Here is a 23,991-nt window from a genome sequence, read left to right as displayed (position 1 = left end):
CCGATCGTGTGGGCTCCCCGCGTTCCCTGTGATCGCGCAGGGACGCATACTCAGGGGGTGACCGCGTACGAGCCCCTCGGTGACCCCGGCGCCGGCACCGTCCCCGCGCCGGGTGCGGCCCCCGCCGCGTACGACGCCGTCGTGCTCGCCGGCGGGGCCGCCCGACGGCTCGGCGGCGCGGACAAGCCCGGTGTGCGCGTGGGCGGGCGCGCGCTGCTGGACCGGGTGCTCGCCGCCTGCGCCGGAGCGCGGACCACCGTCGTCGTCGCCGACCACCGGCCCACCGTACGCACGGTGACCTGGGCGCGGGAGGATCCGCCCGGCGGGGGACCGCTCGCCGCCCTCGCCGCCGGACTGAGGCAGACCACGGCGGAGCACGTCGTCGTGCTCTCGGCCGACCTGCCGTTCCTCGCCGGGCGGACCGTCGGCGCACTGCTGTCGGCCCTCGCCGCGAGCGACGCCGACGGCGTGCTGCTCAGCGACGCCGACGGCCGCGACCAGCCCCTCGTCGCCGCGTACCGCGCATCCGCCCTCCGCCGCGGGCTGGCGACGCTCACCGAGGACCGGGCCGGCCTCGCCGGTCTGCCCCTGCGCCGACTGACCGGCGCCCTCCAGCTCACTCGCGTCACCGACGCCGTCGCGTCCTTCGACTGCGACACCTGGGACGACATCGCCACCGCTAGGGCACGCATCAGGGAGCATGGTCACGTGTTGGATGAATGGATTTCCGCAGCCAAGGACGAGTTGGGCATCGACCTCGACGTCGACACCGGCCTCCTGCTCGACCTCGCCCGTGACGCCGCCCACGGTGTGGCCAGGCCCGCGGCGCCCCTGACCACCTTCCTCGTCGGCTACGCGGCCGGGCGGGCCGGGGGAGGCCCCGAGGCCGTCGCCGAGGCCGCCCGCAAGGCCGCCGCCCTCGCCCAGCGCTGGGCGGAGGAGGCCGCCGAGACCGGGACCCCCGCCAGGGGCAAGCCCGACATGGCCCCCGACGCCACTCCCGACACCCGCCCGGACGCCTGATGACCTCCCCCGGCATCCGGGCCGGCGAGGAAGCGGAGGACCTCGACGTCGAGGAGGCGCTCGCGCTCGTGAACGAGAACCCCGGCCCTGCGCACGGCCGCCACGAGCACGCGCCGGCGCCCGTGTCCGCCCCGCACCACGGTGACCGCGGCGCCCCGACCCGGACGGCGGAGCTCCACCACCGCGCCACCCCCTGGCCACAAGCACGGGCGATCGCCGGGCGCGCCGCACGGTCCGCCGTCCGTGGCACCCGCCGCCCCCCGGTCTCCGTCCCCCTCGAGAGGGCCCTCGGCCTCACGCTGGCCGTGCCGCTGCCCGCCCTCACGGACCTGCCCTCCTTCGACACCTCCGCGATGGACGGCTGGGCCGTCGCCGGGCCGGGCCCCTGGACCGTGCGCGACAAGGGCGTCCTGGCCGGACACGCGGAGCCCGCGCGCCTCACCGACGGCGAGGCCGCCCGCATCGCCACCGGCGCCCGCATTCCCCTGGACACCACCGCGGTACTGCGCACCGAGCACGGTCGCACCGACGGCAAGGACCGCCTGCACCCCACCCGTGACGTCGTCCACGGTCAGGACATCCGCCCGCGCGGCCAGGAGTGCCGCAGCGGCGACCAACTGCTGCCCGTCGGCACCCTCGTCACCCCGGCCGTCCTGGGCCTCGCGGCAGCCGCCGGGTACGACACGCTCACCGCGGTCCCCCGCCCCCGCGTCGACGTCCTCGTCCTCGGCGACGAACTGCTCACCGAGGGCCTCCCGCACGACGGCCTGATCCGGGACGCGCTCGGCCCGATGCTGCCGCCCTGGCTGCGGGCCCTGGGCGCAGAGGTCCGCGCGGTCCGCCGGATCGGCGACGACGCCGAGGCCCTGCACCGCGCCGTCACCTCCTGTGACGCCGACCTGATCGTGACGACCGGCGGCACCGCCGCGGGCCCCGTCGACCACGTCCACCCGATCCTGGACCGCATCGGCGCCGAACTCCTCGTGGACGGCGTCCAGGTACGCCCGGGCCACCCCATGCTGCTGGCCCGCCTCAAGGACGACCAGCACCTCGTCGGCCTGCCCGGCAATCCCCTCGCCGCCGTCTCCGGCCTGCTCACCCTCGCCGAGCCGCTGCTGCGCACCCTCGCCGCCCGCCCGGCGCCGGAGCCGTACACCATGCCGCTGCGGGACGCGGTGCACGGGCACCCGCACGACACCCGGCTCGTTCCCGTGGTCCTGCGCGGCGACACCGCCGTACCGCTGCACTACAACGGTCCGGCCATGCTGCGCGGGGTCGCGGCGGCCGACGCCCTGGCCGTCGTTCCACCGGGCGGCGCACGATCGGGCCAGGAGGCCGAACTGCTCGACCTGCCGTGGGCCACCGGCGGAATCGGAGTGTGTTTCACGTGAAACTTCCGGGCCAGGACGCGATCGCCCGCCAGGCGGACGAACACCTCGTGACCCATCGGGTGAAACTTCCGAGGAAGCTGGTGGAACACCCGATCCGTCAGGTCGGCAAACGGCTCTCGATGGCCCTGGTGGTCCTTCTGGCGACCGCCTTCATCGTCTATGCCGACCACGACGGGTACAACGACAACTCCGACGGCTCCGTCGACCTCCTCGACGCCTTCTACTACGCCACCGTCACCCTCTCCACCACCGGCTACGGCGACATCACGCCCGTCAGTGACGCCGCCCGGCTGACCAACATCTTCGTCATCACGCCCCTGCGCGTGCTGTTCCTGATCATCCTGGTCGGCACCACGCTGGAAGCCCTCACCGAGCGCACTCGGGAGGAGTGGCGCCTGAACCGCTGGAGGTCCGCCTTGCGCGATCACACCGTCGTCGTCGGCTTCGGTACGAAAGGGCGCTCGGCGGTCCAGACCGTCTGCGCGACCGGGCTGCGGAAGGAACAGGTGGTCGTGGTCGACCCCAGTGGCAAGGCCATCGAGGCCGCGACCGCCCACGGTTACGCGGGGGTGGTGGGTGACGCGACGCGCAGTGACGTGCTGAACCGGGCCGAGGTGTTCCGGGCGAAGCAGATCATCATCGCCACCCAGCGCGACGACACGGCCGTGCTGGTGACGCTGACGGCCCGGCAGCTCAACCGCGGCGCGAAGATCGTGGTCGCGGTCCGCGAGGAGGAGAACGCGCCGCTGCTGAAGCAGTCCGGCGCCGACGCCGTGATCACCAGCGCCAGCGCCGCGGGCCGTCTGCTCGGCCTGTCCGTGCTCAGCCCGGCCGCCGGCATGGTCATGGAGGACCTCATCAGCCAGGGCAGCGGCCTCGACATCGTCGAGCGGCCGGTCATAAAGGCCGAGGTGGGCAAGACGCCGCGCGAGACGGACGACCTGGTGGTGAGCGTGGTGCGCGGGCACCGGGTGCTCGGCTACGACGATCCGACTGTCGGCGGGCTGGAGCTGACGGACCGACTGATCACGATCGTGCGGGCGACGCCGGCCACTCACGTGGCACCCGACGCCCGCCCGCTGCCCCGCGACTGACGCCGCCGCCGGTTCCGTGTCGCGCGGGCTACTTGCGGCTGTACAGCCGCATCGTGACCGGTCCGAAGACCAGCAGGAACAGGGCCGCCCAGCCCAGCGTCCAGGCGATCTCGGCGCCGGGCCAGTCGCCCGCCATCAGTCCGCGCACCGCGGACGCCAGATGCGTGATCGGACTGTTGTTGACGAAGGCCTGCAGCCAGCCCGGCATGGTCCTCGGGTCGACGAAGACGTTGGACAGGAAGGTGAGCGGGAAGATCACCATCATGCTGACGCTCATCACCGACTTCTCGGTGCGCAGCATCAGCCCGAACATCGTCCAGATCCACGAGAAGGCGAACGAGAACACCAGCAGTAGCACGATCCCGGCGACCACACCGCCGAACCCTCCGTCGGGCCGGTAGCCGAGCAGCAGACCCACGGCGAGCATCACGACCGACGCGATCGTGTAGCGCAGCGCGTCGCCGAGCAGATAGCCGACCATCGCCGACGGGCGCCAGATCGGCAGCGAGCGGAAGCGGTCGAAGACGCCCTTCTCGATGTCGATGTTCACCGAGACCCCGGTGTACATCGTGATCATCACGACCGACATCACGAGGATGCCCGGCAGTACGAACTGGATGTAGTCGCTGGGCGAACCCGCCAGCGCACCGCCGAAGAGGTACGTGAACATCAGCAGGTTCATGATCGGGAAAGCGGTGACGTCGAAGAGCTGCTCGGGCACGTGCTTGATCTTGAGGATCGCGCGCCACCCGAAGGTCAGCGACGTGGACAGGGAGCTGGGCCGCGGCGGGCGCTCCCTGGTGACCAGCAGGGCCGCCAGCGACTCGGTGCTGACCGCGGAGAGTTCCTTGTTCTCGGTGCCCGTGGCCGTGCTCATGCCGCCACCTCGCCCTTCGTGTCAGTGCCGGTGTTGCCGGTGCCCTGGCCGGTGTCGTGCCCGGTCAGCGCCAGGAAGACCTCGTCGAGGCTGGGCTGTCCGAGGGAGAAGTTGTCGACGGTGATGCCGGCCCGGGACAGCTCGCCGAGCGCCTTGGCGGCCTGGTCGGCGGCCGTGTCGCTCGCCGCAGCTCGCAGGCGGGCGGTCAGCGCCACCGGGTCGGGCTCCAGCTGCACCTCGGCGACGAGCAGGTCCCGAAGCACCCGCTCGGCCTGTGGCCGCTGGTCGGCGTCCCGCAGCCGCAGGTGGACGGAGCCGGCCCCGACGGACGCCTTCAGCTCGCCCTTCGTGCCCTCGGCGATCACCCTGCCCCTGTCGATGACGGCGATCCGGGACGCCAGCTGGTCGGCCTCGTCCAGGTACTGCGTGGTCAGCAGCACGGTCGTGCCCTGGGCGACGACCGCGCGCACGATGTCCCACACCTGGTTGCGGCTGCGCGGGTCGAGGCCGGTGGTCGGCTCGTCGAGGAAGAGCAGGTCGGGGGTGTTGAGGATGGACGCGGCGATGTCGATGCGCCGCCGCATGCCGCCGGAGTAGTGCTTGACCTGTTTCTCCGAGGCCTCCGTCAGCCCGAAGGCCTCCAGCAGCTGTGCACCCCGCTCCCGGGCGGCCCTCTTGCCGTGTCCGAGGAGCCGGCCCAGCAGGATCAGGTTCTCGCTGCCGGTGAGGTCCTCGTCCACGGAGGCGTACTGCCCGGTGAGGCTCACCCGGCCGCGCACCTCGTCGGCCTCGCGCACGACGTCGTGGCCGAAGACGTGGGCCTGGCCGCCGTCCGGCCGCAGCAGGGTGGCGAGCATCTTCACCGTGGTGGTCTTGCCGGCGCCGTTCGGGCCGAGGACGCCGTAGACCGTGCCGGCGGGCACCGCGAGGTCCACGCCGTCCACGGCCCGGGTCTCGCCGAACGTCTTCACCAGCCCCGCGGTCTCGATCGCGAGTCCGGACGAGTGCATGCTCATGCTGTGGTCCTTCCGCGTTCATGGCGTACGCATGGGAAGACCTTTACCGTCGCGCAAACTCATCGGTGGCGCACAGGGATTTCCCGGCGGGCGGTCCCTGAGTCGGAGGGCCCTCCGACCCGGGACCCGGGTCGAGGGGCCCGACCGGGGGCCAAGGAGTAGCGTCGCCTCCATGCATGCGATCACGATTCCCGAACCCGGAGGCCCCGAGGCGCTGGTCCGGGCCGAGGTCCCCGACCCCGTGCCCGGCGAGGGCGAGGTCCTGGTCGAGGTGACGGCCAGCGCCGTCAACCGCGCCGACATCATGCAGCGCCAGGGCTTCTACGATCCCCCGCCCGGCGCCTCCCCCTACCCCGGCCTGGAGTGCTCCGGGCGCGTCACCGCGATCGGAGCGGGCGTGTCCGGCTGGTCCGTCGGCGACGAGGTGTGCGCGCTGCTCGCGGGCGGCGGCTACGCCGACAAGGTCGCCGTACCGGCCGGGCAGCTGCTGCCGGTGCCCGAGGGCGTCGACCTGAAGCAGGCGGCGGCGCTGCCCGAAGTGGTCTGCACGGTCTGGTCGAACGTCTTCATGGTCGCCCACCTGCGCCCCGGCGAGACGCTGCTCGTGCACGGCGGCTCCAGCGGCATCGGCACCATGGCGATCCAGCTCGCCAAGGCCGTCGGCGCGAAGGTGGCCGTGACGGCGGGCACCAAGGAGAAGCTGGAGCGTTGCGCCGAGCTGGGCGCCGACATCCTGATCAACTACCGGGAGCAGGACTTCGTCGCCGAGGTGAAGGAGGCGACGGACGGCGCGGGCGCCGACGTCATCCTCGACAACATGGGCGCCCAGTACCTGGACCGCAACGTCCAGGCCCTCGCCGTCAACGGCCGGCTCGCGATCATCGGCATGCAGGGCGGCCGGAAGGGCGAGCTGAACATCGGCATGCTCCTCGCCAAGCGCGCCGCGGTCAGCGCGACCTCGCTGCGCGCCCGCCCGCCGGCGGAGAAGGCGGCGATCGTGGCGGCCGTACGCGAGCACGTCTGGCCGCTGCTCGCCGGGGGCCACGTCCGCCCGATCGTCGACCGCGAACTGCCGATGAGCGAGGCGCCCGCCGCGCACCGGATCGTGGAGGAGAGCGGTCACATCGGGAAGGTGCTGCTGATCGCCCAGGCGTAGGGCTGCTTCAGTCCGGGCCGCCGTTGGTGGGTCTGGTTCAGCCCGGCCTTCGGCTGCGGTGGGTCTGGTTCAGCCCGGCCTCCGGCTGCGGCGGGTCTGCGTCAGCCCCGCCGCAGCCGGAGGCCGACGAAGGCCAGGGCCAGGCCGAGACCGACGAGGACCAGGCCGCTGCCGAGCGGCAGGATGCGCAGCAAGGGCCCGGCGGACCCCTCGGCGTGGGAGCCGACCTGCGGCCGGGTGTCGGACGGGAGCGCGGAGGGCACCGGAGCGGCCTCCTCGAGCGGTACGGCGGTGCCCGAGCCGTCCAGGAGGCGCGCGCCGCCGTCGCCGACCGCCGCGTGACCGGGTTTCTCCGCCGGGCCCTGCTCGTACCGATCCCGTGCCGCGGGCCGCCCGTGCCGCGGCCGCCCCTCGTCCGGCCTGCTTCCCGGCCGGGAGGCCGCCGGATCCGCGCCGCGGGAGGGCCTCGGGCCCCTCGCGAAGGAGCCGGACGCCGAGGGGGCGGGCGATGTGGGCGTCGCGGCGCCGCGCGGCGCGCTGCCCGCCGGGGCCGGCGTCGGCCGCCGGGCCGGCCGCCGGGGCGGGCCGGCTTTCGCCGTGGACCGGTCGGTGGGGCCGACGCCAGGGCCGTCGTGACTGTCGGCGTGGCCGGCGTGTCCAGGGGGCCGCTCATGACCGTTCGGCCGGTCGCCGCCGGTGTGGCCGGCCGGGGCGGAGGCCCTTCCTCGCCCGGGGGCCGTGGCCGACACCGGAGAGGAAGCCGACACCGGAGGAGAAGGGGACACCACGGCCCCGGCCGACGCGGAACCGGCACCGTGCGCCACCCCCACCGCGCACGGCACCCCCAGCGCGCCCGCGCCCAGAACCCCCACCACTCCCGTCGCTCGCAGTGCGCGCAGCCATGGAGTCACGCCCGTGACCCCCTCCCGGTGATAACCAGCCGCCGAAATCGACGGAACAAGCCTCACATCCGCTGGCGATCCGGGCATTCCGGACTCGGCCGTACGGGGTGGACGGCCTTTCTTCGGGGGCGCCACCCCGGCGGGGCACAGCGGTACGAGAGAATGGTCGGCATGGAGATGCCGAGGAACGACAGGTCGCCGGAGAACCCCCAGATCCTGGTCGTCGGCCAGGACGGAATGGCGCTCAGCGGCGGCGGAGACGACGACTCCCGCGAAACCCCGGTGACCGAGCAGGTGGAGCAGCCTGCCAAGGTCATGCGGATCGGCAGCATGATCAAGCAGCTGCTGGAGGAGGTGCGTGTCGCGCCCCTGGACGAGGCGAGCCGCGCCCGGCTGAAGGAGATCCACGCCAGCTCGGTGAAGGAGCTGGAGGACGGGCTGGCCCCGGAGCTGGTCGAGGAGCTGGAGCGGCTCTCCCTGCCCTTCACGGACGACGTGACGCCGACCGACGCCGAACTGCGGATCGCCCAGGCCCAGCTGGTGGGCTGGCTGGAGGGCCTGTTCCACGGCATCCAGACCACGCTGTTCGCGCAGCAGATGGCCGCGCGGGCGCAGCTGGAGCAGATGCGCCGCGCCCTGCCGCCGGGCGTCGGCCAGGACGGCGAGGAGCCGCACCCGGGCCCCCGTACGGGCGGCCCCTACCTGTAGGAACGGGGCACTCCCCCTCCGACGTGGCCGAGGGCCCGGCAGCACCGGCTGCCGGGCCCTCGTCGTCCCTCGGTGCGCGGGTCAGGACGAGGCGGGATTGCCCGTCGAGACCTTGAGCTGGATCTGCGGCATGTTCTCGGGGTCGACGTCCGTACCGGCCGTGGGGAACTGCTCCCGGATCGAGCCCTCGCCGTAGGTGTTCTCGTCGACCGGGACGACCTTCATCGTCCAGCCGGCGGCGTTGAAGCACTCCTTGACCGAGCCGATGTACTTGAACGTGAAGTCCGGCACCTGGATCTTGTCAGGGTCGTTGTACGACTCCTGCGGCTCGGTGCACTTGTCCTTCTCGATCGTCTTCGTCGTGTCCGGTCCGCGGTAGCCCTCCGCCTTGGACGCCGACGCGGAGGCGGTGCTGTCCCCGCCCTTGGCCTCGTCGTCACCGCCGTCGTTCAGCGTCAGCGCGCCGATCAGGCCGCCGATCACCACGACGGCGACCGCGATCGCACCGATGATCACCGGCTTGCTGGACCTGCCGCCGCCCGAGGAACCGGACGCCGGGGCCGCCGGCGTGAGGTTGTACGGCGGCGGGGTCGACGGGTTCTGCGGGGCGTACGCGGCCGGTGTCTGGTAGCCGCCCTGGTGCGGATAGCCGTACGCGGGGGAGGGTGCGGCGGGCGCCGGGGTGCCGTAGGGGTTCGGGCCCGGGGCCGGCGTCGGCTGGTACGGCGTCTGGACCGGGCCCGTGGGTCCTGGGGCGGCCTGGTCGACCGGCGGGAACACCGCGGAGCCGACGCCCGCGCCGCTCGGCGTGTTCGCGCCGGGCACGATGCTCGGCGGGGCGGCGTGGAAGGAGGCCGCCACGCGCAGGCACTCGTCCCGCATGGCCTCGGCGCTCGGGAAGCGCTCGTTCGGGTTCTTCTTCAGCGCGCGGGCCACCAGCGCGTCCACGGCCGGCGGCAGGGAACGGTTGACGCTCGACGGCGCGACCGGCTCCTCCTGCACGTGCGCGTACGCGATGGCCAGCGGCGAGTCCGCGTCGAACGGCAGCCGTCCGGTGACCAGCTGGAAGAGCATGATGCCGACCGAGTACAGGTCGGAGCGGGCGTCCACACCGCGCCCGAGGGCCTGCTCCGGCGAGAGGTACTGCGGGGTGCCGACGACCATGCCGGTCTGCGTCATCGACGTCACGCCGGACTGCATGGCGCGGGCGATGCCGAAGTCCATCACCTTGACCACGCCGCGCTTGGTCATCATCACGTTGCCCGGCTTGATGTCCCGGTGGACCAGGCCCATCTCGTGGCTGATCTCCAGGGCCGCCAGCACGTCCGCGGTGACCTTCAGCGCCTTGTCGGCGGGCATCGCGCCCTGCTGCCGGACGTCCTCGTCGAGCACCGAGCCGAGCGGCCGGCCCTCGACGTACTCCATGACGATGTACGGGGTCGGCATGCCGTCCCCCAGCGTGTCCTCGCCGGTGTCGAAGACCGAGACGATGTTGGTGTGCGAGAGCTTGGCCACCGCCTGGGCCTCACGGCGGAAGCGCTCACGGAAGGCCTGCTCCCGGCCCAACTCGGTGTGCAGTGTCTTGATCGCGACCTGGCGGTCCAGCACCGAGTCGTACGCCAGGTGCACCGAGGCCATGCCGCCCTCGCCGAGCAAGTCACGCAGCTGGTAGCGGCCGCCGGCGAGCGCCCGCCCCGCGTACCGGCCCTGTCCGGCGTCCTGGCTCATGTCTCTGCGTCCCCCGTAGGCGCCGCGGCGCCGGTGGCAGCGGCACGCGCGCTCGCGTTTGTGATCGTGATCGAAGTGCTATTCCCGGCCAAGTCTGCCCGAGGGCACTGACACGTCAAGCGCGGTGCCCGTTCCGTGACCGTACGCGAAGGAAGCGTCGCGGAAGCGTTACAGGGGACGTACGCCCGGTGCACAGAATTTGCACGACAGGACGGAACCAGGGTTTCATGACCGGTCCGTCTGTTGCCGGTCCCGGCGCCCATCTCGGACCGGAGGCCCCCGCGAAGGCTGTAGCGTGGCCGACGGAGACCGTAACAACACCGCGCGCACCGCGGGCAGAAACGACGGCGAGGACTGATGGCACAGCAGCAGCGCGCCCAGGGCCCGTCCGAACCCGAGGCGACTGGCGGCGGTATGGCTGACGCGCCGGAGACCTGGGGGAACGGCGGGCTGGTCGGCGACGGCCGGTACCGGCTGACCCGCAGGCTCGGGCGGGGCGGCATGGCCGAGGTGTTCGCCGCCGAGGACGTCCGCCTCGGACGCACCGTGGCGGTGAAGCTGCTGCGCGCCGATCTCGCCGAGGACCCGGTCTCCAAGGCCCGCTTCACGCGCGAGGCGCAGTCGGTGGCCGGCCTCAACCACCATGCCATCGTGGCCGTGTACGACTCCGGCGAGGACTTCGTCGGCGGTCAGTCCGTGCCGTACATCGTGATGGAGATCGTCGAGGGCCGCACCATCCGCGACCTCCTCCTCAACGCGGAGGCGCCCGGCCCCGAGCAGGCCCTGATCATCGTCTCCGGTGTCCTGGAGGCGCTCGCCTACTCGCACCAGCACGGCATCGTGCACCGTGACATCAAGCCGGCCAACGTCATCATCACGCACAACGGCGCCGTGAAGGTGATGGACTTCGGCATCGCCCGCGCCCTGCACGGTGCGTCCACGACGATGACGCAGACCGGCATGGTCATGGGCACCCCGCAGTACCTCTCCCCGGAGCAGGCCCTCGGCAAGGCCGTCGACCACCGTTCCGACCTGTACGCGACGGGCTGCCTGCTCTACGAACTGCTCGCGCTGCGTCCGCCGTTCACCGGCGAGACCCCGCTGTCGGTGGTCTACCAGCACGTCCAGGACATCCCGACGCCCCCGTCCGAGGTCTCCGACGCGGTCCCGCCGGAACTGGACGGCCTCGTCATGCGCTCGCTGGCCAAGGAGCCCGACGACCGCTTCCAGACCGCCGAGGAGATGCGCGGCCTGGTGCAGTACGGGCTGCAGATGCTGTACGAGCAGGGCGGCCACACCGGCACCTGGAACACCGGCCCGGTCGCCGCGCACGACGGCCGGCACACTCCGGCGGCCGGGATGGCGGGCACGACGGTGCTGCCGCAGGCGGACTACGGCGCGTCGGGCACCCAGCAGATCCCGCAGCCGATCCTGCCGAACAGCTACCGCGGAGGCGACGACGGCGGCTTCGAGGGCGGCGGCAACAGGGGCAACGGCCGGGGCAAGCTGTGGATCCTGGCCGTCCTCGCGGTGATCGCCATCGCCGCGGGCGTCGCGCTGGCCCTGAACAACGACGGTGGCGGCAAGGGCGGCGGTGAGACGGACAAGAGCCCGTCGGCGACCACCTCGCAGAGCACCGGGCCCGAGTCGCCCAGCCCGTCGCCCAGCGACGAGGCGACGGAGGAGACCACCAGCCCGGACACGGACCAGGACAACGGCAATGGAGGCTGGGGAGACGGGGGCTGGTCGCAGTCGTACTCGCCCTCGTACTCGCCCTCGCAGAGCGCGACCCAGGAGCCGAGCGGCGACCCCACGGGTGACCCGACGGGCGACCCGACCGGTGACCCGACGGGCGGTCCGAGCGGTGACCCGACGGGCGACACCGACGGCGGCGCGACCGGCGGCCCGACCGGAGGCCCGACGGGCGGCGCCGGTGGCGGCGAGACCGGCGCCCCGGGCGGCGACCCGGGCGACGAAGGCTGAGTCGAACACCCTCCCCACGCGCGCGTGCGACCCGGAAACGGGCTCCACGCGCGCGTCGCGTTCACGGACGTCACAGCGAGCCGGCGGCCCCGTCCGTGAAGTGCACCGTGCCGAACCGCGGCTCGATCCGCAGGTAGACCGGGTCGAACGGCTCACCGTCCACCAGGCGGGGCGCGGGACCGAACCGCTCGAGCTCGGCGGCGCTCGGCTCATGATCCTCGCACCGGCCCACGACCTGCACGGTCCACAGGCTCTCGCCGGGCCGTGCGGAGCCCAGGTTGTCGGCGCCGTACGCCACGACGCTCCCGGCGCACACCCGGTGGTACCCGCAGCTCCTGGGCATGCGCAGCAGGACCCGGCCGTCGGCCACGATGTGCCGGGCGAAGGCGAGGAAGGGCAGGGCACGCATGCTGGTGGCCGCCCGGCCGTGGGCGGTGCGGCCGAGCAGGCCGACGGCGAGCTGTTCGTCGGAGGGCATGGACTCACTGTGCGGGAGGGAAGAGAGCGGTGACAGAGTCGCCCGCCCCGGCAGGAGGGGACGTAGGTCCCGAATGAGCCCGCTCCCCCTTGATGCCTGCTCCCCGCCGTCCCTCAACGGTTCTCGGCCTGCGTCCGTGCCACGAAGGCGGCCGCCTGCGAACGCCGCTGCATGCCGAGTTTGGCCAGCAGACTCGACACGTAGTTCTTGATCGTCTTCTCCGCCAGGTGCAGCCGCTCGCCGATCGCGCGGTTGGTCAGGCCCTCGCCGATCAGCTCCAGGATCCGGCGCTCCTGCTCGGTCAGCCGGGCGAGCCGGTCGTCGGCCTTCGGCGCGCCGGCGCGCAGCCGCTCCAGCACGCGCGCGGTGGCCGCCGGATCGAGCAGGGACCGCCCGCCGGCCACGTCCCGTACGGCGTTCAGCAGCTCGGCGCCCCGGATGTCCTTGAGGACGTAGCCGGAGGCGCCCGCCATGATCGCGTCGAAGAGGGCCTCGTCGTCGGCGAAGGAGGTCAGCATGAGGCACCGTACGGACTCGTCGCGGGAGCGGAGCTCGCGGCACACCTCGACGCCGCTGCCGTCCGGGAGCCGGACGTCCAGCACCGCGACGTCCGGACGGGTGGCCGGGACACGGGCCAGCGCGTCGGCCGCCGTGCCGGCCTCGCCCACCACCTCGATGTCGGGCTCGCCCGCCAGCAGGTCGTGCACTCCCCGGCGGACGACCTCATGGTCGTCAAGGAGGAATACCCGGATTTTTCCCTCTTCGCGCACGCGGTCAGTGTCACACACCGGCTCTTCCCGTGCCCGAGGTGGCCGGGATAACGTGCCGTTGTTCCGGCCCCCTGCAAGGCTGTGACCAGGAGAACTTCCCGACTTTGCCGATTTACTTGGAAATCCGAGTAAAAACGCAGGTCAGGAGGGGTTTCACAGAAATGTGGAGCACTGGGTAACGTGCTGTTCGCAGGGCGCTCGCCGGGGCACCTGTCACGCCTGGTCCCGATCGCGGCGCACCCACCCTGTGCGTCCCTCGGGCCGCAGGTGAGCCGCACTGGCTTCCGGCGAACCCGGGGGCCGGACCGACGGAGGAGCACACGTGACCGAGAGCACTGCCGCGCGCAAGCCGCGACGCAGCGCCGGAAGCAAGGCGGCCGGCACCACCGGCACCAAGAAGGCCGGGAGCACCGGTAGCGGTGCCGGCACCGGCCCGAGGCGCACCACCCGTACCGCCAAGAAAGGCTCCGAGACGGAGCTCGTGCAGCTCCTGACGCCGGAGGGCGAGCGCGTCGAGGACCCCGCATACGCCGAGTACGCGGAGTTCGTCGCCGGCATCACCCCCGACGAGCTGCGCGGCCTGTACCGCGACATGGTGCTCACCCGGCGCTTCGACGCCGAGGCCACCGCCCTGCAGCGGCAGGGGGAGCTGGGCCTGTGGGCGTCGCTGCTGGGCCAGGAGGCCGCCCAGATCGGCTCCGGCAGGGCCACCCGCGAGGACGACTACGTCTTCCCGACCTACCGCGAGCACGGCGTCGCCTGGTGCCGCGGGGTGGACCCGACCAACCTGCTCGGCATGTTCCGCGGCGTGAACAACGGCGGCTGGGACCCCAACAGCAACAACTTCCACCTCTACACCATCGTCATCGGCTCCCAGGCGCTGCACGCCACGGGCTACGCGATGGGTGTCGCCAAGGACGGCGCGGACTCCGCCGTGATCGCCTACTTCGGAGACGGCGCCTCCAGCCAGGGCGACGTGAACGAGGCGTTCAACTTCGCCGCCGTCTACAACGCCCCCGTGGTGTTCTTCTGCCAGAACAACCAGTGGGCGATCTCCGAGTCCAACGAGAAGCAGACCCGCGTGCCGCTCTACCAGCGCGCCCAGGGCTTCGGCTTCCCCGGCGTCCGCGTCGACGGCAACGACGCGCTGGCCGTCCTCGCGGTCACCCGGTGGGCCCTGGAGCGGGCGCGGCGCGGTGAGGGCCCGGCGCTGATCGAGGCGTACACGTACCGCATGGGCGCCCACACCACCTCCGACGACCCTTCCCGCTACCGGCACGACGACGAGCGCGCCGCCTGGGAGGCGAAGGATCCGATCCTGCGCCTTCGCCGGTTGCTGGAGTCCGCAAACCACGCGGACGAGGGATTCTTCGGGGAACTGGAGGCGGAGAGCGAGGCGTTGGGCAGGCGAGTGCGCGAAGTGGTCCGTGCCATGCCGGACCCGGACCGGTTCGCCATCTTCGAGCACGTGTACGCGGACGGGCACGCGCTCGTCGACGAGGAGCGAGCCCAGTTCGCCGCCTACCAGGCGTCGTTCTCGGATGCGGAGGGGGTCTGAGATGGCAGCGGAGAAGATGGCGCTGGCCAAGGCGATCAACGAGTCGCTGCGCCGCGCGCTGGATGCGGATCCCAAGGTCCTGATCATGGGCGAGGACGTCGGCAAGCTCGGCGGCGTCTTCCGGGTCACCGACGGTCTGCAGAAGGACTTCGGCGAGGACCGGGTGATCGACACCCCGCTGGCCGAGTCCGGCATCGTCGGCACCGCCATCGGCCTGGCCCTGCGCGGCTACCGCCCGGTGGTGGAGATCCAGTTCGACGGTTTCGTCTTCCCGGCCTACGACCAGATCGTCACCCAGCTGGCGAAGATGCACGCCCGCTCGCTGGGCAAGGTCAAGATGCCGGTGGTCATCCGCATCCCCTACGGCGGCGGCATCGGCGCGGTCGAGCACCACTCCGAGTCCCCGGAGGCGTTGTTCGCCCACGTGGCGGGCCTGAAGGTGGTCTCCCCGTCGAATTCGGCGGACGCGTACTGGATGATGCAGCAGGCCACCCAGAGCGACGACCCGGTGATCTACTTCGAGCCCAAGCGACGCTACTGGGACAAGGGCGAGGTGAACACGGAGGCGATCCCGGGCCCGCTGCACACCGCGCGTGTGGCGCGCGAGGGCACCGACCTCACGCTGGTCGCCTACGGTCCGATGGTGAAGCTCTGCCAGGAGGTCGCCGACGCGGCGGCCGAGGAGGGCCGCTCCCTGGAGGTCGTCGACCTGCGCTCGATCTCGCCGGTCGACTTCGACACGATCCAGGCGTCGGTGGAGAAGACCCGCCGCCTGGTCGTGGTCCACGAGGCGCCGGTGTTCCTGGGCTCGGGCGCGGAGATCGCCGCCCGGATCACGGAGCGCTGCTTCTACCACCTGGAGGCCCCGGTGCTCCGGGTCGGCGGCTACCACGCCCCGTACCCGCCGGCGCGTCTGGAGGAGGAGTACCTGCCCGACCTGGACCGGGTGCTGGATGCCGTCGACCGCTCGCTGGCGTACTGAGGAGAGGGTCGTGACGACGATGACCGAAGGGTCCGTACGCGAGTTCAAGATGCCCGACGTGGGCGAGGGACTCACCGAGGCCGAGATCCTCAAGTGGTACGTCCAGCCCGGTGACACGGTCACCGACGGCCAGGTGGTGTGCGAGGTCGAGACGGCGAAGGCCGCCGTCGAGCTGCCCATCCCCTACGACGGCGTGGTCCGCGAGCTGCACTTCCCCGAGGGCGCCACGGTCGACGTGGGCACGTCGATCATCGCGGTGGCCGTCGGTGACGCGGCGGCGGCACCGGCGCCCGCGCGGGAAGCGGCGCAGGCGCCCGCCGAGGACACGGCGGGCGCGCCGGCCCCGGCCGAGGCGGAGGAGCCGAAGCCGGAGGGCCGCCAGCCGGTCCTGGTCGGCTACGGCGTAGCCACCTCCTCGACCCGCCGCCGCCCCCGCAAGGGCCCGCCGACCCCGGCTCCGCAGGCACCGGCCGCGCAGGCACCGGCCCCGGAGGTGTCGGCCGCCTCGGCCGCGATCCAGGCGGAGATGAACGGGCACGGCACCGGCCCGGTGGCCCTGAGGGACCGGCCGTTGGCCAAGCCCCCGGTGCGCAAGCTGGCCAAGGACCTCGGTGTGGACCTGGCCACGATCACCCCGACCGGCCCGGACGGCGTCATCACGCGCGAGGACGTGCACGCGGCGGTGGCGCCCGCGCGGGCCCCGGAGCCGGAGGCGGCGCCGACCGCCCCGGCCCCCGTCGCCCCCGTCCCGGCGCCGGCGTCGGTGCCGTACGACACGGCGCGGGAGACCCGCATCCCCGTCAAGGGCGTCCGCAAGGCGACCGCGGCGGCGATGGTCGGCTCGGCGTTCACGGCGCCGCACGTCACCGAGTTCGTGACGGTCGACGTGACGCGCACGATGAAGCTGGTCGAGGAGCTCAAGCAGGACAAGGAGTTCACGGGCCTGCGGGTGAACCCGCTCCTGCTGATCGCCAAGGCCCTGCTGGTCGCGATCAAGCGCAATCCGGACATCAACGCCTCCTGGGACGAGGCGAACCAGGAGATCGTGGTCAAGCACTACGTCAACCTGGGCATCGCCGCCGCGACCCCGCGGGGCCTGATCGTCCCGAACATCAAGGACGCCCACGCCAAGACGCTGCCGGGGCTGGCGGAGTCGCTCGGCGAGCTGGTGTCCACGGCGCGGGAGGGCAGGACGTCCCCCGGCGCGATGCAGGGCGGCACGGTGACCATCACCAACGTCGGGGTCTTCGGCGTCGACACCGGTACGCCGATCCTCAACCCGGGCGAGTCCGCGATCCTCGCGGTCGGCGCGATCAAGCTCCAGCCGTGGGTGCACAAGGGCAAGGTGAAGCCGCGTCAGGTGACCACCCTGGCGCTGAGCTTCGACCACCGCCTGGTCGACGGCGAACTGGGCTCCAAGGTCCTCGCCGACGTGGCGGCGATCCTGGAACAGCCCAAGCGCCTGCTCACCTGGGCCTAGACGCCGGAAACAGAGCCGCGCGTCCCGTCCCGGGGCGCGCGGCTCCCCGTTTCCGGAACTCGCCCTCGTCCCCACCGGCTTCGGCGGTCGGGAGCGAACCGGCCGGCGGTCCCGCCGGTCAGCCGTTCCCCGCCGGGCCCAGCCCGGGACCGTCGGCCGGCGTCGCAAGTGTCAACGCCGAGTCCGTGTGGAGCGTGACGCGCACCGGTGTGAAGGTGGTGGCGTCCAGCGACGACTCCCCGGTGCCGGGATTGCGGGCGTAACGCGGATGGGCGCCTCCACTGATCTGCCAGCGGATGCGGTGACCGACGGCGAAGCGGTGGGCGGTGGAGCTCATCGGCACGGTGATCCGCGACGGCTCCCGCCCGTCCGTCTGCAGCCTGCCCAGCCCGTCGCAGATGTTGACGGAGCGGCCCTGTGCGTCCACGTCGCACAGGCGGGTGAAGACGTCGGCATGGCCGGTGTCCGTGGAGACGTTCAACCGGGCCGATACCGGCCCGAGGACGTCCACGGGCTCGGTCAGCGGGGGACCGGTGAACGTCAGTACGTCTTCCCGCGCCTCCAGACCGCTGTTGTCGCGAGGGCCGGCGGTACGGGAGAGCAGCGGGCCGCCGAGGGACGGGGTGGGGTCCTCGGGGTCGTAGCAGAAGGACGTCAACGGCGCGGAGCCCGTGGGAGCCTGCTGGGTGAGATGCCCTTGCGCGGTGGGAAACCATGGGCCGACGGCCGTGGCCGGCGGCCAGTCGTCGAGGTCCCGCCAGGCGTTCTCGCCGCCGACGTGCACGCGCACCCTGGTGGGACGGAGGCCGGAGCGATCGCCGAGGAGGTGGGCGCGCAGCCAGGCGAGGCTCTCGGCGAACACCTCGGGCCATCCCTGTTGCAGGGCGGACGTGTGGGTCCACGGGCCGACGAGCAGTGCGGTCTCGCACTCGGCCCGACGCAGCCGGTCGTACTGTTCGAACGTCTGGTCGACCAGCGCGTCGTGCCATCCGGTGATCAGGCTCGTGGGCACACCGAGCCGCTCCGCGGCCCCTGCCGCCGACGCGCCGCGCCAGTACGGGTCCTCGGCGTCCGGGTGTGTCATCACGTCGTCCAGCCAGGGCACCTCGCCCCCCAGCGCCGACGCGTACGCCGCGCGCAGTGGCCGTGCGGTGATGACCTCGCGCAGGCGGCGCTGCAGGCGCAGCGTCGCTCTCAGGAACGGCCCCATGCCCTGGTGCTGGTAGGTCATACCCATGCCGACGGCGAGGGCGTTCTCCAGGCGCGGCGCACCGCCCGAGTGGAACAGGGCGTGGGGGTCGTGCAGCCCCACCTGCACCACCATCGCCTTCAGTTCCGGCGGCGGGTCCAGGGCCAGGGCCCATTGCACGTAGCCCAGGTAGCTGGGGCCGACGGTGCCCAGGGTTCCCTCGAACCAGGGTTGCTGACGCAGCCAGGACACCGTGGCCAGACCGTCGGCGGCCTCGTGGCGCCACAGATCGAACGTGCCCCCCGAACCGCCGGTGCCGCGGCAGCTCTGCAGCACCACGTGGAACCCCTGCTCGGCGAAGAGCAGGCCGTACTGGGGCGACCACGGCAGGCCCCTGCCGTAGGGCGAGCGCACCAGGAGCGTGGGGAAGTCGCCCTCCGCGCGCGGGAAGTAGTGGTCCGTGACCAGCGGACTGCCGTCGGCGGCGGGCACCGTCAGCCCCGGTTCCCATCCGACCTCGTGCAGTGGGGCCGGGAGGCGTCGCCACGTCGCCCTCATCATCCGTGAGGTCAGTGGCGGCTTCCCGGAAGGCGGTGCCCAGGTCGGCTTCGGTGCAGGGTCGTGCACGCGTGACGTCATCGTTCCCCTCCTTGTTTCCCGTACAGTGTACGAGAATAGGGGGTGCTTGACTGGTACCCGCAAGTGCCACCGCGTTCCGGGGAAGGAGGGGAAGCATGCCCCGTGACGGAGAGGCCGGTGCCCCGGGCGTCGACCCCCAGGAGCTCTGGCTGCGCCCCGACCGGCCCCGCCGCGGTCGCAAGCCCGCCTACAGCCGTGAGGTGATCACCGCGGCGGCCGTCGAACTGGCGGACGCGGAGGGGCTCGAAGCGGTCACCATGCGGAGAGTGGCCGCACAGGTCGGAGCCGGCGTCATGTCGCTCTACAGCTACGCCCCCGACAAGGAGACGCTGCTGCACCTGATGGTCGACCACGTCAGCGGCGAACTGCCGACGGGGAACACGCCCACCGGCGACTGGCGCGGCGACCTGAAGGCCATCGCCCACCTCCAGCGCGCCCAGATGCTGCGGCACCCCTGGCTGCCGGCCGCTCTGTCCACGCACCGCGTCCCCGGCCCCCGCACCCTGGCCTTCCTGGAGCACGTGCTCGTCGCCCTGCGGCCCGCCGGACTGGACGGTGCCGCCAAGCTGGAGATCTTCGCCCAGCTCACGGCGTTCGTGGCCGGACACGTAGCCCACGAGCTGACCCAGGCCACGGCCTCCCGGTCCCCCGACCGAGCCGCAGCCGAAGCCCGCTATCTCGCCGCCGTCGCCACGGACGGCCACCATCCCGAACTCGCCGAAGCCCTCTCCGCCCCCGGACGCCCCCTCGCCCCCGAGGCCACCTTCAACCGTTTCCTCAATCGCCTGATCGACGGCCTCGACAGCGACTGATCCCCGCCCCACGTCCGCCCAGCCGGCGCGGACAGGGAACGGAGCCGCGCTTCCCGTCCCGGGGCGCGCGGCTCCGTCGTTCGCGGCGGGCGTCGGCCCTACTTGGTGAAGCCGTGGTTCATGAGCTTCGTGGCGTCCGTGGCGCGCTGCGAGGACGACGAGGAGGCCAGCACGGTGCCGATGACGGTCCTGCCCTTGCGGGTCGCGGCGAAGACCAGGCAGTACTTGGCCTCCGGGCCCGACCCGGTCTTCACACCGATCGCGCCGCTGTAAGTGCCGAGCAGCGTGTTGGTGTTGGTCCAGGGCGCCATCGTGCGGGTGCCGCCCTTCTTGGTCGTCGTCCTCGCCGTGTACTTCTTCGTCTTGACGATCGTGCGGAAGGTCGAGTTCTTCATCGCGCTGCTCGCGAGTTTCGTCAGGTCGCGCGGCGTGGAGTAGTTCTTGCCGTTGCCGATGCCGTCGAACGAGTCGAAGTGCGTGTTCTTCAGGCCGAGGCTCTTGGCGGTGGAGTTCATCTTGCCGATGAACGACTTCACCCGGGCCGCCCGCGTCCTGCCGGTACCGAACGTGTCGGCGAGCGCGTACGCGGCGTCGCAGCCGGACGGCAGCATCAGCCCGTACAGCAACTGCCGGACCGTCACCTTGTCGCCCACGATCAGGCGTGCGGAGGAGGCGTTCTTCGACACGATGTAGTCGCTGTACGCCATCTGGATGGTGACCTTGGCGTCCAGGTTCAGCTTGGGCTGCGAGAGCACGACCCCGGCGGTCATGATCTTGGTCGTGGAGCCGGTGGAGCGTCTGGTGTCCGCGGCCTTGGTGTAGAGCACCCTGCCGGTCGCGTCGTTCATCACGAAGCCGCCCTTGGCGACGATCGAGGGCACGGTGGCGGCCCTCGGGGCCGCGGCGGGCGGGGCGGGCGCGGCCGCCTTCACGGACGTGGCGGTCCGCGCGGGCGCGGCGGAGGCCTGCGCGGGCGCGGTGGAGAGGGCTCCGGTCGCGAGTACGGCGCCGCTGGTCAGGGCGACGGCGACGGCTCCGCGAAGGCGGATGCCCTGAATGCTGTTTATCAAGTCGAGTACCCCGATGGTGAAGAATTCCCCTGGAGCGCGGCCCGGTTGCGGTCAGTGCGGTGGGGGTCGCGCCTGTGCGACACGTGCATAGCACGGGTGGTTGCGCGGCGGTCGGAGCCACTCGTCGGATCCCTCCGACGAGTGGCCAGGCGTCCGTATGGTGGACCGGGCTCTTCTTGTGTCCCTGTTGTATCTATCCTGTCGACATGACCACGGCAGTGAAGCAACCCCCCGCGGCGGACCGCGTCTACACCCACGTCAAGCAAGGTGTCCTGGAGCGCCGTTACGAGGGCGGGACCCTGCTCACCGAGGGAGAGCTCGCCGAGGCCGTGGGCGTGTCGCGCACACCGGTGCGCGAGGCGCTGCTCCGGCTGGAGGTCGAAGGACTGATCCGGCTCTACCCGAAGAAGGGCGCCCTGGTCCTGCCCGTCTCCGCGCAGGAGATCGCGGACGTGGTGGAGACCCGGCTGCTGGTCGAGGAGCACGCGGCGCGCAAGGCCGTACCCGCCCCGCCCGTCCTCGTGGAGCGGCTCACGGAGCTGCTCGCCCGGCAGAAGGAGCAGGCCGCCGCCGGCGACTTCGCCGCCGCCTCCGTCACCGACCGCTGCTTCCACGCCGAGATCGTCCGCAGTGGCGGCAACGAGATCCTCTCCCGCCTCTACGACCAGCTCCGCGACCGCCAGCTCCGTATGGGCGTCGCCGTCATGCACTCCCACCCCGACCGGATCGCCAAGACCCTCGCCGAGCACGAGGAGATCCTGGACGCGCTGCGTGCCGGGGACGCGGAGGCGGCCGTCGGCGTGGTCCACCGGCACGTGGGCTGGTTCTCGCACCTGGCCCGGGGGGAGGTCCGATGAGTCCGGCCACGCCGGGAAAGAACACCCTGCCCGGTGATCCGCCGGGCGGCCGGCGCGCGGTCGCCGTCTGGGGCATCGGCGTCGCCGTCTACTTCGTCGCCGTCATCTTCCGTACGTCCCTGGGGGTGGCCGGCCTCGACGCCGCCGACCGCTTCCATGTGGGCGCCTCGGCCCTGTCCACGTTCTCCATCCTCCAGCTGCTGGTCTACGCCGGCATGCAGATACCCGTCGGCCTGCTGGTCGACCGGCTCGGCACGAAGAAGGTGCTGGGGATCGGCGTCGTCCTGTTCACGGTGGGGCAACTCGGCTTCGCCTTCTCGCCGTCGTACGGCACGGCGCTCGCCTCGCGGGCGCTGCTCGGCTGCGGTGACGCGATGACGTTCATCAGCGTGCTGCGGCTCGGCACCCGCTGGTTCCCGGCCCGGCGCGGGCCGATGGTCGCCCAGCTCGCCGGACTGGTCGGCATGGCGGGCAACCTGGTCTCCACCCTGGTCCTGGCCCGGTTGCTGCACGGCATCGGCTGGACGGCGGCGTTCGCGGGCAGCGCGCTGGCGGGTGTGGTCGTCTTCGTCCTGCTGCTGCTGTTCCTCAAGGACCACCCCGAGGGGCACGAACCGGAGCCGCTGCCGCACCAGGGAGCCGCGTACGTACGGCGGCAGATCGCCACCTCCTGGCGGGAGCCCGGGACGCGGCTCGGACTGTGGGTGCACTTCACCACCCAGTTCCCGGCGATGGTGTTCCTGCTGCTGTGGGGTATGCCGTTCCTGGTGGAGGCGCAGGGGCTGACCCGGGGCACGGCCGGCGGACTGCTCACCCTGGTCGTGCTGTCCAACATGACGGTCGGCCTGGTCTACGGCCAGATCATCGCCCGGCACCACGCGGCGCGGCTGCCGCTGGCGCTCGGCACCGTGGGCGCGACGGCGACCCTGTGGGCGGCGACGCTGGCCTATCCGGCCGATCACGCGCCGATGTGGCTGCTGGTCGTGCTGTGCGCGGTGCTCGGTGCGTGCGGGCCGGCGTCGATGATCGGCTTCGACTTCGCGCGGCCGGCGAATCCGCCGGAGCGGCAGGGGACGGCGTCCGGGATCACGAACATGGGTGGCTTCGTCGCGTCGATGACCACGCTGTTCGCGGTCGGGGTGCTGCTGGACGCGACCGGGGACGACTACGGGGTGGCCTTCTCGTCGGTGTTCGTTCTGCAGGCGCTCGGGGTGACGCAGATTCTGCGGTTGCGCAAGCGGGCGGCACGCAGGGAGCGGGAGCGTTTGGTCGCCAGTCGGGTGGAGACGGTGCACGTACCTGTGTAAGCACCCGGCGTGGGTGCGGGCCGTGCTGGGGGCTGCCGCCCCCAGGGCCCCGCTTCGGCCTGAACGGCCTCATCCTCGCACTCCCCCCGGAGGGAATGCCCCCAGGACGGGCTGATGGTCCCCGGCGCTACTGCGTCACCGTGAAGTTCCGGAGGATCGCCGCTGTCAGGTCCGGGTCACCCTCCGCCTTGATCCGGTCCGCCGCCGCATCCGGGGACACGCGGCCGCAGGCCAGGCGGACGTACGTCTCCCAGTCGAGGGCGAGGGTGGCGGCGGGTCCGAGGGCGGGGGCCGTTTCCAGGGTGCCGCGGCCCTGGATGTCGACGCGGATGGTGCGCAGGAACTCCACCGGGCCGTGGACGTCGAAGACGACGGCCGAGCTGCGCGGCGCGTCCGCGCGCTCGGCGACGACACCCGGCAGCTCGGCGAGGAGCACGTCACGGGCGACATGGGCGCCGGGGGAGTCGAGGTTGCCGGGGCGGCCGAGGGCCGTGCGCAGGTCCTGCTCGTGCGCCCACACGTCGAAGGCGTGCCGGCGCATGGCCTCCTCCAGGGTCAGCTCGGTCCCGAGCGGGCCGCGCACCTTCGTGCCGGGGTCCCGCGACTCGTTCCGCAGCTGGCGGTTGCGCCGGATGATCATGTACTCCAGCTCGGACGTCATCTCCGGCGCCGTGTGGTGGCGGCGGACGTCGACCTGCATCTCCATGTAGCGCTGGTGGTCGGTGGTGACGTGGAACAGGTCGCGCGGGAGGGTGTGGATGGGGCGCGGGTCGCCCAGCATCTCGGAGTCCAGGCCCATCACGTGGGAGACGATGTCGCGCACCGACCAGGCCGGGCAGGGGGTGCGGCGGTTCCACTCTGCTTCCACAAGCGGCTGGACCAGCTCGGATATCGCCTCGATGGAGTGAGTCCAGGCGTCGGCGTAGGGCTGGAGGGTGGGATGCAGACTCACGGAACGGGACCCCTCGGCG

Annotated in this window: 21 protein-coding genes; 12 read left to right on the top strand and 9 right to left on the bottom strand. The window is 72.3% G+C overall.

What is annotated here, in order from left to right:
* The first annotated feature begins 57 nt into the window (after nucleotides 1-57).
* From RM812_RS05245 to RM812_RS05235, 3 genes are read left to right on the top strand one after another with little or no spacing between them, the layout of a single operon-like run.
* Nucleotides 58-1,023 (top strand): NTP transferase domain-containing protein, encoded by a 966-nt coding sequence (locus RM812_RS05245; RefSeq protein WP_311571208.1) that lies wholly within the window; start codon nucleotides 58-60, stop codon nucleotides 1,021-1,023.
* Nucleotides 1,023-2,414: a molybdopterin molybdotransferase MoeA gene (locus RM812_RS05240; RefSeq protein WP_311571207.1), complete on the top strand. Its 1,392-nt coding sequence runs from the start codon at nucleotides 1,023-1,025 to the stop codon at nucleotides 2,412-2,414. Before RM812_RS05245 ends, RM812_RS05240 begins: the two co-directional genes overlap by 1 nt.
* Nucleotides 2,411-3,508 carry a potassium channel family protein gene (locus tag RM812_RS05235; protein WP_311571206.1) on the top strand — a complete coding sequence of 366 codons (1,098 nt, stop codon included), beginning with the start codon at nucleotides 2,411-2,413 and terminating at the stop codon, nucleotides 3,506-3,508. Before RM812_RS05240 ends, RM812_RS05235 begins: the two co-directional genes overlap by 4 nt.
* A gap of 28 nt (nucleotides 3,509-3,536) precedes the next feature.
* Here RM812_RS05235 and RM812_RS05230 read toward each other — a convergent pair whose 3' ends face one another.
* A complete protein-coding gene (locus RM812_RS05230) occupies nucleotides 3,537-4,385 on the bottom strand; it encodes an ABC transporter permease (protein ID WP_311571205.1) in 849 nt (282 codons plus the stop codon).
* Nucleotides 4,382-5,401 carry an ATP-binding cassette domain-containing protein gene (locus tag RM812_RS05225; protein ID WP_311571204.1) on the bottom strand — a complete coding sequence of 340 codons (1,020 nt, stop codon included), beginning with the start codon at nucleotides 5,399-5,401 and terminating at the stop codon, nucleotides 4,382-4,384. The genes RM812_RS05230 and RM812_RS05225 overlap by 4 nt, the downstream gene beginning before the upstream one ends.
* A gap of 172 nt (nucleotides 5,402-5,573) precedes the next feature.
* On the opposite strand from RM812_RS05225, the gene RM812_RS05220 reads away from it, so the two are divergent.
* On the top strand, nucleotides 5,574-6,557 hold the full coding sequence (locus RM812_RS05220) for an NAD(P)H-quinone oxidoreductase (protein WP_311571203.1): 984 nt from the start codon (nucleotides 5,574-5,576) through the stop codon (nucleotides 6,555-6,557).
* Nucleotides 6,558-6,658: 101 nt separating this feature from the next.
* Here RM812_RS05220 and RM812_RS05215 read toward each other — a convergent pair whose 3' ends face one another.
* Nucleotides 6,659-6,820: a hypothetical protein gene (locus tag RM812_RS05215; RefSeq protein WP_311571202.1), complete on the bottom strand. Its 162-nt coding sequence runs from the start codon at nucleotides 6,818-6,820 to the stop codon at nucleotides 6,659-6,661.
* Nucleotides 6,821-7,630: 810 nt separating this feature from the next.
* Between RM812_RS05215 and RM812_RS05210 the strand changes: the two genes are divergently transcribed.
* Nucleotides 7,631-8,167, top strand: coding sequence for a bacterial proteasome activator family protein (locus RM812_RS05210; protein ID WP_311571201.1), 537 nt, complete (start codon nucleotides 7,631-7,633; stop codon nucleotides 8,165-8,167).
* Nucleotides 8,168-8,248: 81 nt separating this feature from the next.
* On the opposite strand, the gene RM812_RS05205 is transcribed toward RM812_RS05210, so the two are convergent.
* The gene (locus RM812_RS05205; RefSeq protein ID WP_311571200.1) at nucleotides 8,249-9,895 is read right to left on the bottom strand and encodes a protein kinase domain-containing protein; all 1,647 of its coding nucleotides are present in this window, start codon (nucleotides 9,893-9,895) and stop codon (nucleotides 8,249-8,251) included.
* Between the two features lie 357 nt (nucleotides 9,896-10,252).
* Between RM812_RS05205 and RM812_RS05200 the strand changes: the two genes are divergently transcribed.
* Entirely contained in the window at nucleotides 10,253-11,878 is a 1,626-nt protein-coding gene (locus RM812_RS05200) for a protein kinase domain-containing protein (protein ID WP_311571199.1), read from the top strand.
* 70 nt (nucleotides 11,879-11,948) lie between these two features.
* Here RM812_RS05200 and RM812_RS05195 read toward each other — a convergent pair whose 3' ends face one another.
* Both RM812_RS05195 and RM812_RS05190 read right to left on the bottom strand, forming a co-directional pair.
* Nucleotides 11,949-12,356, bottom strand: coding sequence for a pyridoxamine 5'-phosphate oxidase family protein (locus RM812_RS05195; protein ID WP_311571198.1), 408 nt, complete (start codon nucleotides 12,354-12,356; stop codon nucleotides 11,949-11,951).
* Nucleotides 12,357-12,469: 113 nt separating this feature from the next.
* Nucleotides 12,470-13,126 (bottom strand): response regulator transcription factor, encoded by a 657-nt coding sequence (locus RM812_RS05190; protein ID WP_311571197.1) that lies wholly within the window; start codon nucleotides 13,124-13,126, stop codon nucleotides 12,470-12,472.
* 322 nt (nucleotides 13,127-13,448) lie between these two features.
* Here RM812_RS05190 and pdhA point away from each other — a divergent pair, with 322 nt between their 5' ends.
* From pdhA to RM812_RS05175, 3 genes are read left to right on the top strand one after another with little or no spacing between them, the layout of a single operon-like run.
* Nucleotides 13,449-14,684 (top strand): pyruvate dehydrogenase (acetyl-transferring) E1 component subunit alpha, encoded by a 1,236-nt coding sequence (gene pdhA, locus RM812_RS05185; RefSeq protein WP_311571196.1) that lies wholly within the window; start codon nucleotides 13,449-13,451, stop codon nucleotides 14,682-14,684.
* A gap of 1 nt (nucleotide 14,685) precedes the next feature.
* Nucleotides 14,686-15,666, top strand: coding sequence for an alpha-ketoacid dehydrogenase subunit beta (locus tag RM812_RS05180; RefSeq protein ID WP_311571195.1), 981 nt, complete (start codon nucleotides 14,686-14,688; stop codon nucleotides 15,664-15,666).
* A 10-nt stretch (nucleotides 15,667-15,676) separates the two neighbouring features.
* A complete protein-coding gene (locus RM812_RS05175) occupies nucleotides 15,677-17,146 on the top strand; it encodes a dihydrolipoamide acetyltransferase family protein (protein WP_311571194.1) in 1,470 nt (489 codons plus the stop codon).
* A gap of 118 nt (nucleotides 17,147-17,264) precedes the next feature.
* On the opposite strand, the gene RM812_RS05170 is transcribed toward RM812_RS05175, so the two are convergent.
* Nucleotides 17,265-18,893, bottom strand: coding sequence for a CocE/NonD family hydrolase (locus tag RM812_RS05170; protein WP_311571401.1), 1,629 nt, complete (start codon nucleotides 18,891-18,893; stop codon nucleotides 17,265-17,267).
* Nucleotides 18,894-19,069: 176 nt separating this feature from the next.
* On the opposite strand from RM812_RS05170, the gene RM812_RS05165 reads away from it, so the two are divergent.
* Nucleotides 19,070-19,786 (top strand): TetR/AcrR family transcriptional regulator, encoded by a 717-nt coding sequence (locus RM812_RS05165; protein WP_311571193.1) that lies wholly within the window; start codon nucleotides 19,070-19,072, stop codon nucleotides 19,784-19,786.
* Nucleotides 19,787-19,884: 98 nt separating this feature from the next.
* On the opposite strand, the gene RM812_RS05160 is transcribed toward RM812_RS05165, so the two are convergent.
* Entirely contained in the window at nucleotides 19,885-20,856 is a 972-nt protein-coding gene (locus RM812_RS05160) for a D-alanyl-D-alanine carboxypeptidase family protein (RefSeq protein ID WP_311571192.1), read from the bottom strand.
* A 206-nt stretch (nucleotides 20,857-21,062) separates the two neighbouring features.
* Here RM812_RS05160 and RM812_RS05155 point away from each other — a divergent pair, with 206 nt between their 5' ends.
* Nucleotides 21,063-21,713 (top strand): GntR family transcriptional regulator, encoded by a 651-nt coding sequence (locus tag RM812_RS05155; RefSeq protein ID WP_311571191.1) that lies wholly within the window; start codon nucleotides 21,063-21,065, stop codon nucleotides 21,711-21,713.
* The gene (locus RM812_RS05150; protein WP_311571190.1) at nucleotides 21,710-23,020 is read left to right on the top strand and encodes an MFS transporter; all 1,311 of its coding nucleotides are present in this window, start codon (nucleotides 21,710-21,712) and stop codon (nucleotides 23,018-23,020) included. The genes RM812_RS05155 and RM812_RS05150 overlap by 4 nt, the downstream gene beginning before the upstream one ends.
* A 127-nt stretch (nucleotides 23,021-23,147) precedes the next feature.
* On the opposite strand, the gene RM812_RS05145 is transcribed toward RM812_RS05150, so the two are convergent.
* Nucleotides 23,148-23,972 carry a maleylpyruvate isomerase family mycothiol-dependent enzyme gene (locus tag RM812_RS05145; RefSeq protein WP_311571189.1) on the bottom strand — a complete coding sequence of 275 codons (825 nt, stop codon included), beginning with the start codon at nucleotides 23,970-23,972 and terminating at the stop codon, nucleotides 23,148-23,150.
* Between the last annotated feature and the right edge of the window lie 19 nt (nucleotides 23,973-23,991).

The organism is Streptomyces lancefieldiae, assembly GCF_031845825.1.
Lineage (GTDB): Bacteria > Actinomycetota > Actinomycetes > Streptomycetales > Streptomycetaceae > Streptomyces > Streptomyces lancefieldiae.
The sequence above is the reverse complement of the archived record's forward strand: the minus strand, read 5'-3'. Positions and strand labels throughout refer to the sequence as shown.

Coding starts and splice junctions, on each gene's coding strand:
- RM812_RS05240 (WP_311571207.1), top strand. CDS start 1,023: ATGACCTCCCCCGGCATCCGGGCCGGCGAGGAAGCGGAGGACCTCGAC.
- RM812_RS05155 (WP_311571191.1), top strand. CDS start 21,063: ATGACCACGGCAGTGAAGCAACCCCCCGCGGCGGACCGCGTCTACACC.
- RM812_RS05150 (WP_311571190.1), top strand. CDS start 21,710: ATGAGTCCGGCCACGCCGGGAAAGAACACCCTGCCCGGTGATCCGCCG.
- RM812_RS05205 (WP_311571200.1), bottom strand. CDS start 9,895: ATGAGCCAGGACGCCGGACAGGGCCGGTACGCGGGGCGGGCGCTCGCC.
- RM812_RS05200 (WP_311571199.1), top strand. CDS start 10,253: ATGGCACAGCAGCAGCGCGCCCAGGGCCCGTCCGAACCCGAGGCGACT.
- RM812_RS05225 (WP_311571204.1), bottom strand. CDS start 5,401: ATGAGCATGCACTCGTCCGGACTCGCGATCGAGACCGCGGGGCTGGTG.
- RM812_RS05180 (WP_311571195.1), top strand. CDS start 14,686: ATGGCAGCGGAGAAGATGGCGCTGGCCAAGGCGATCAACGAGTCGCTG.
- RM812_RS05230 (WP_311571205.1), bottom strand. CDS start 4,385: ATGAGCACGGCCACGGGCACCGAGAACAAGGAACTCTCCGCGGTCAGC.
- RM812_RS05195 (WP_311571198.1), bottom strand. CDS start 12,356: ATGCCCTCCGACGAACAGCTCGCCGTCGGCCTGCTCGGCCGCACCGCC.
- RM812_RS05165 (WP_311571193.1), top strand. CDS start 19,070: ATGCCCCGTGACGGAGAGGCCGGTGCCCCGGGCGTCGACCCCCAGGAG.
- RM812_RS05220 (WP_311571203.1), top strand. CDS start 5,574: ATGCATGCGATCACGATTCCCGAACCCGGAGGCCCCGAGGCGCTGGTC.
- RM812_RS05170 (WP_311571401.1), bottom strand. CDS start 18,893: ATGAGGGCGACGTGGCGACGCCTCCCGGCCCCACTGCACGAGGTCGGA.
- RM812_RS05210 (WP_311571201.1), top strand. CDS start 7,631: ATGGAGATGCCGAGGAACGACAGGTCGCCGGAGAACCCCCAGATCCTG.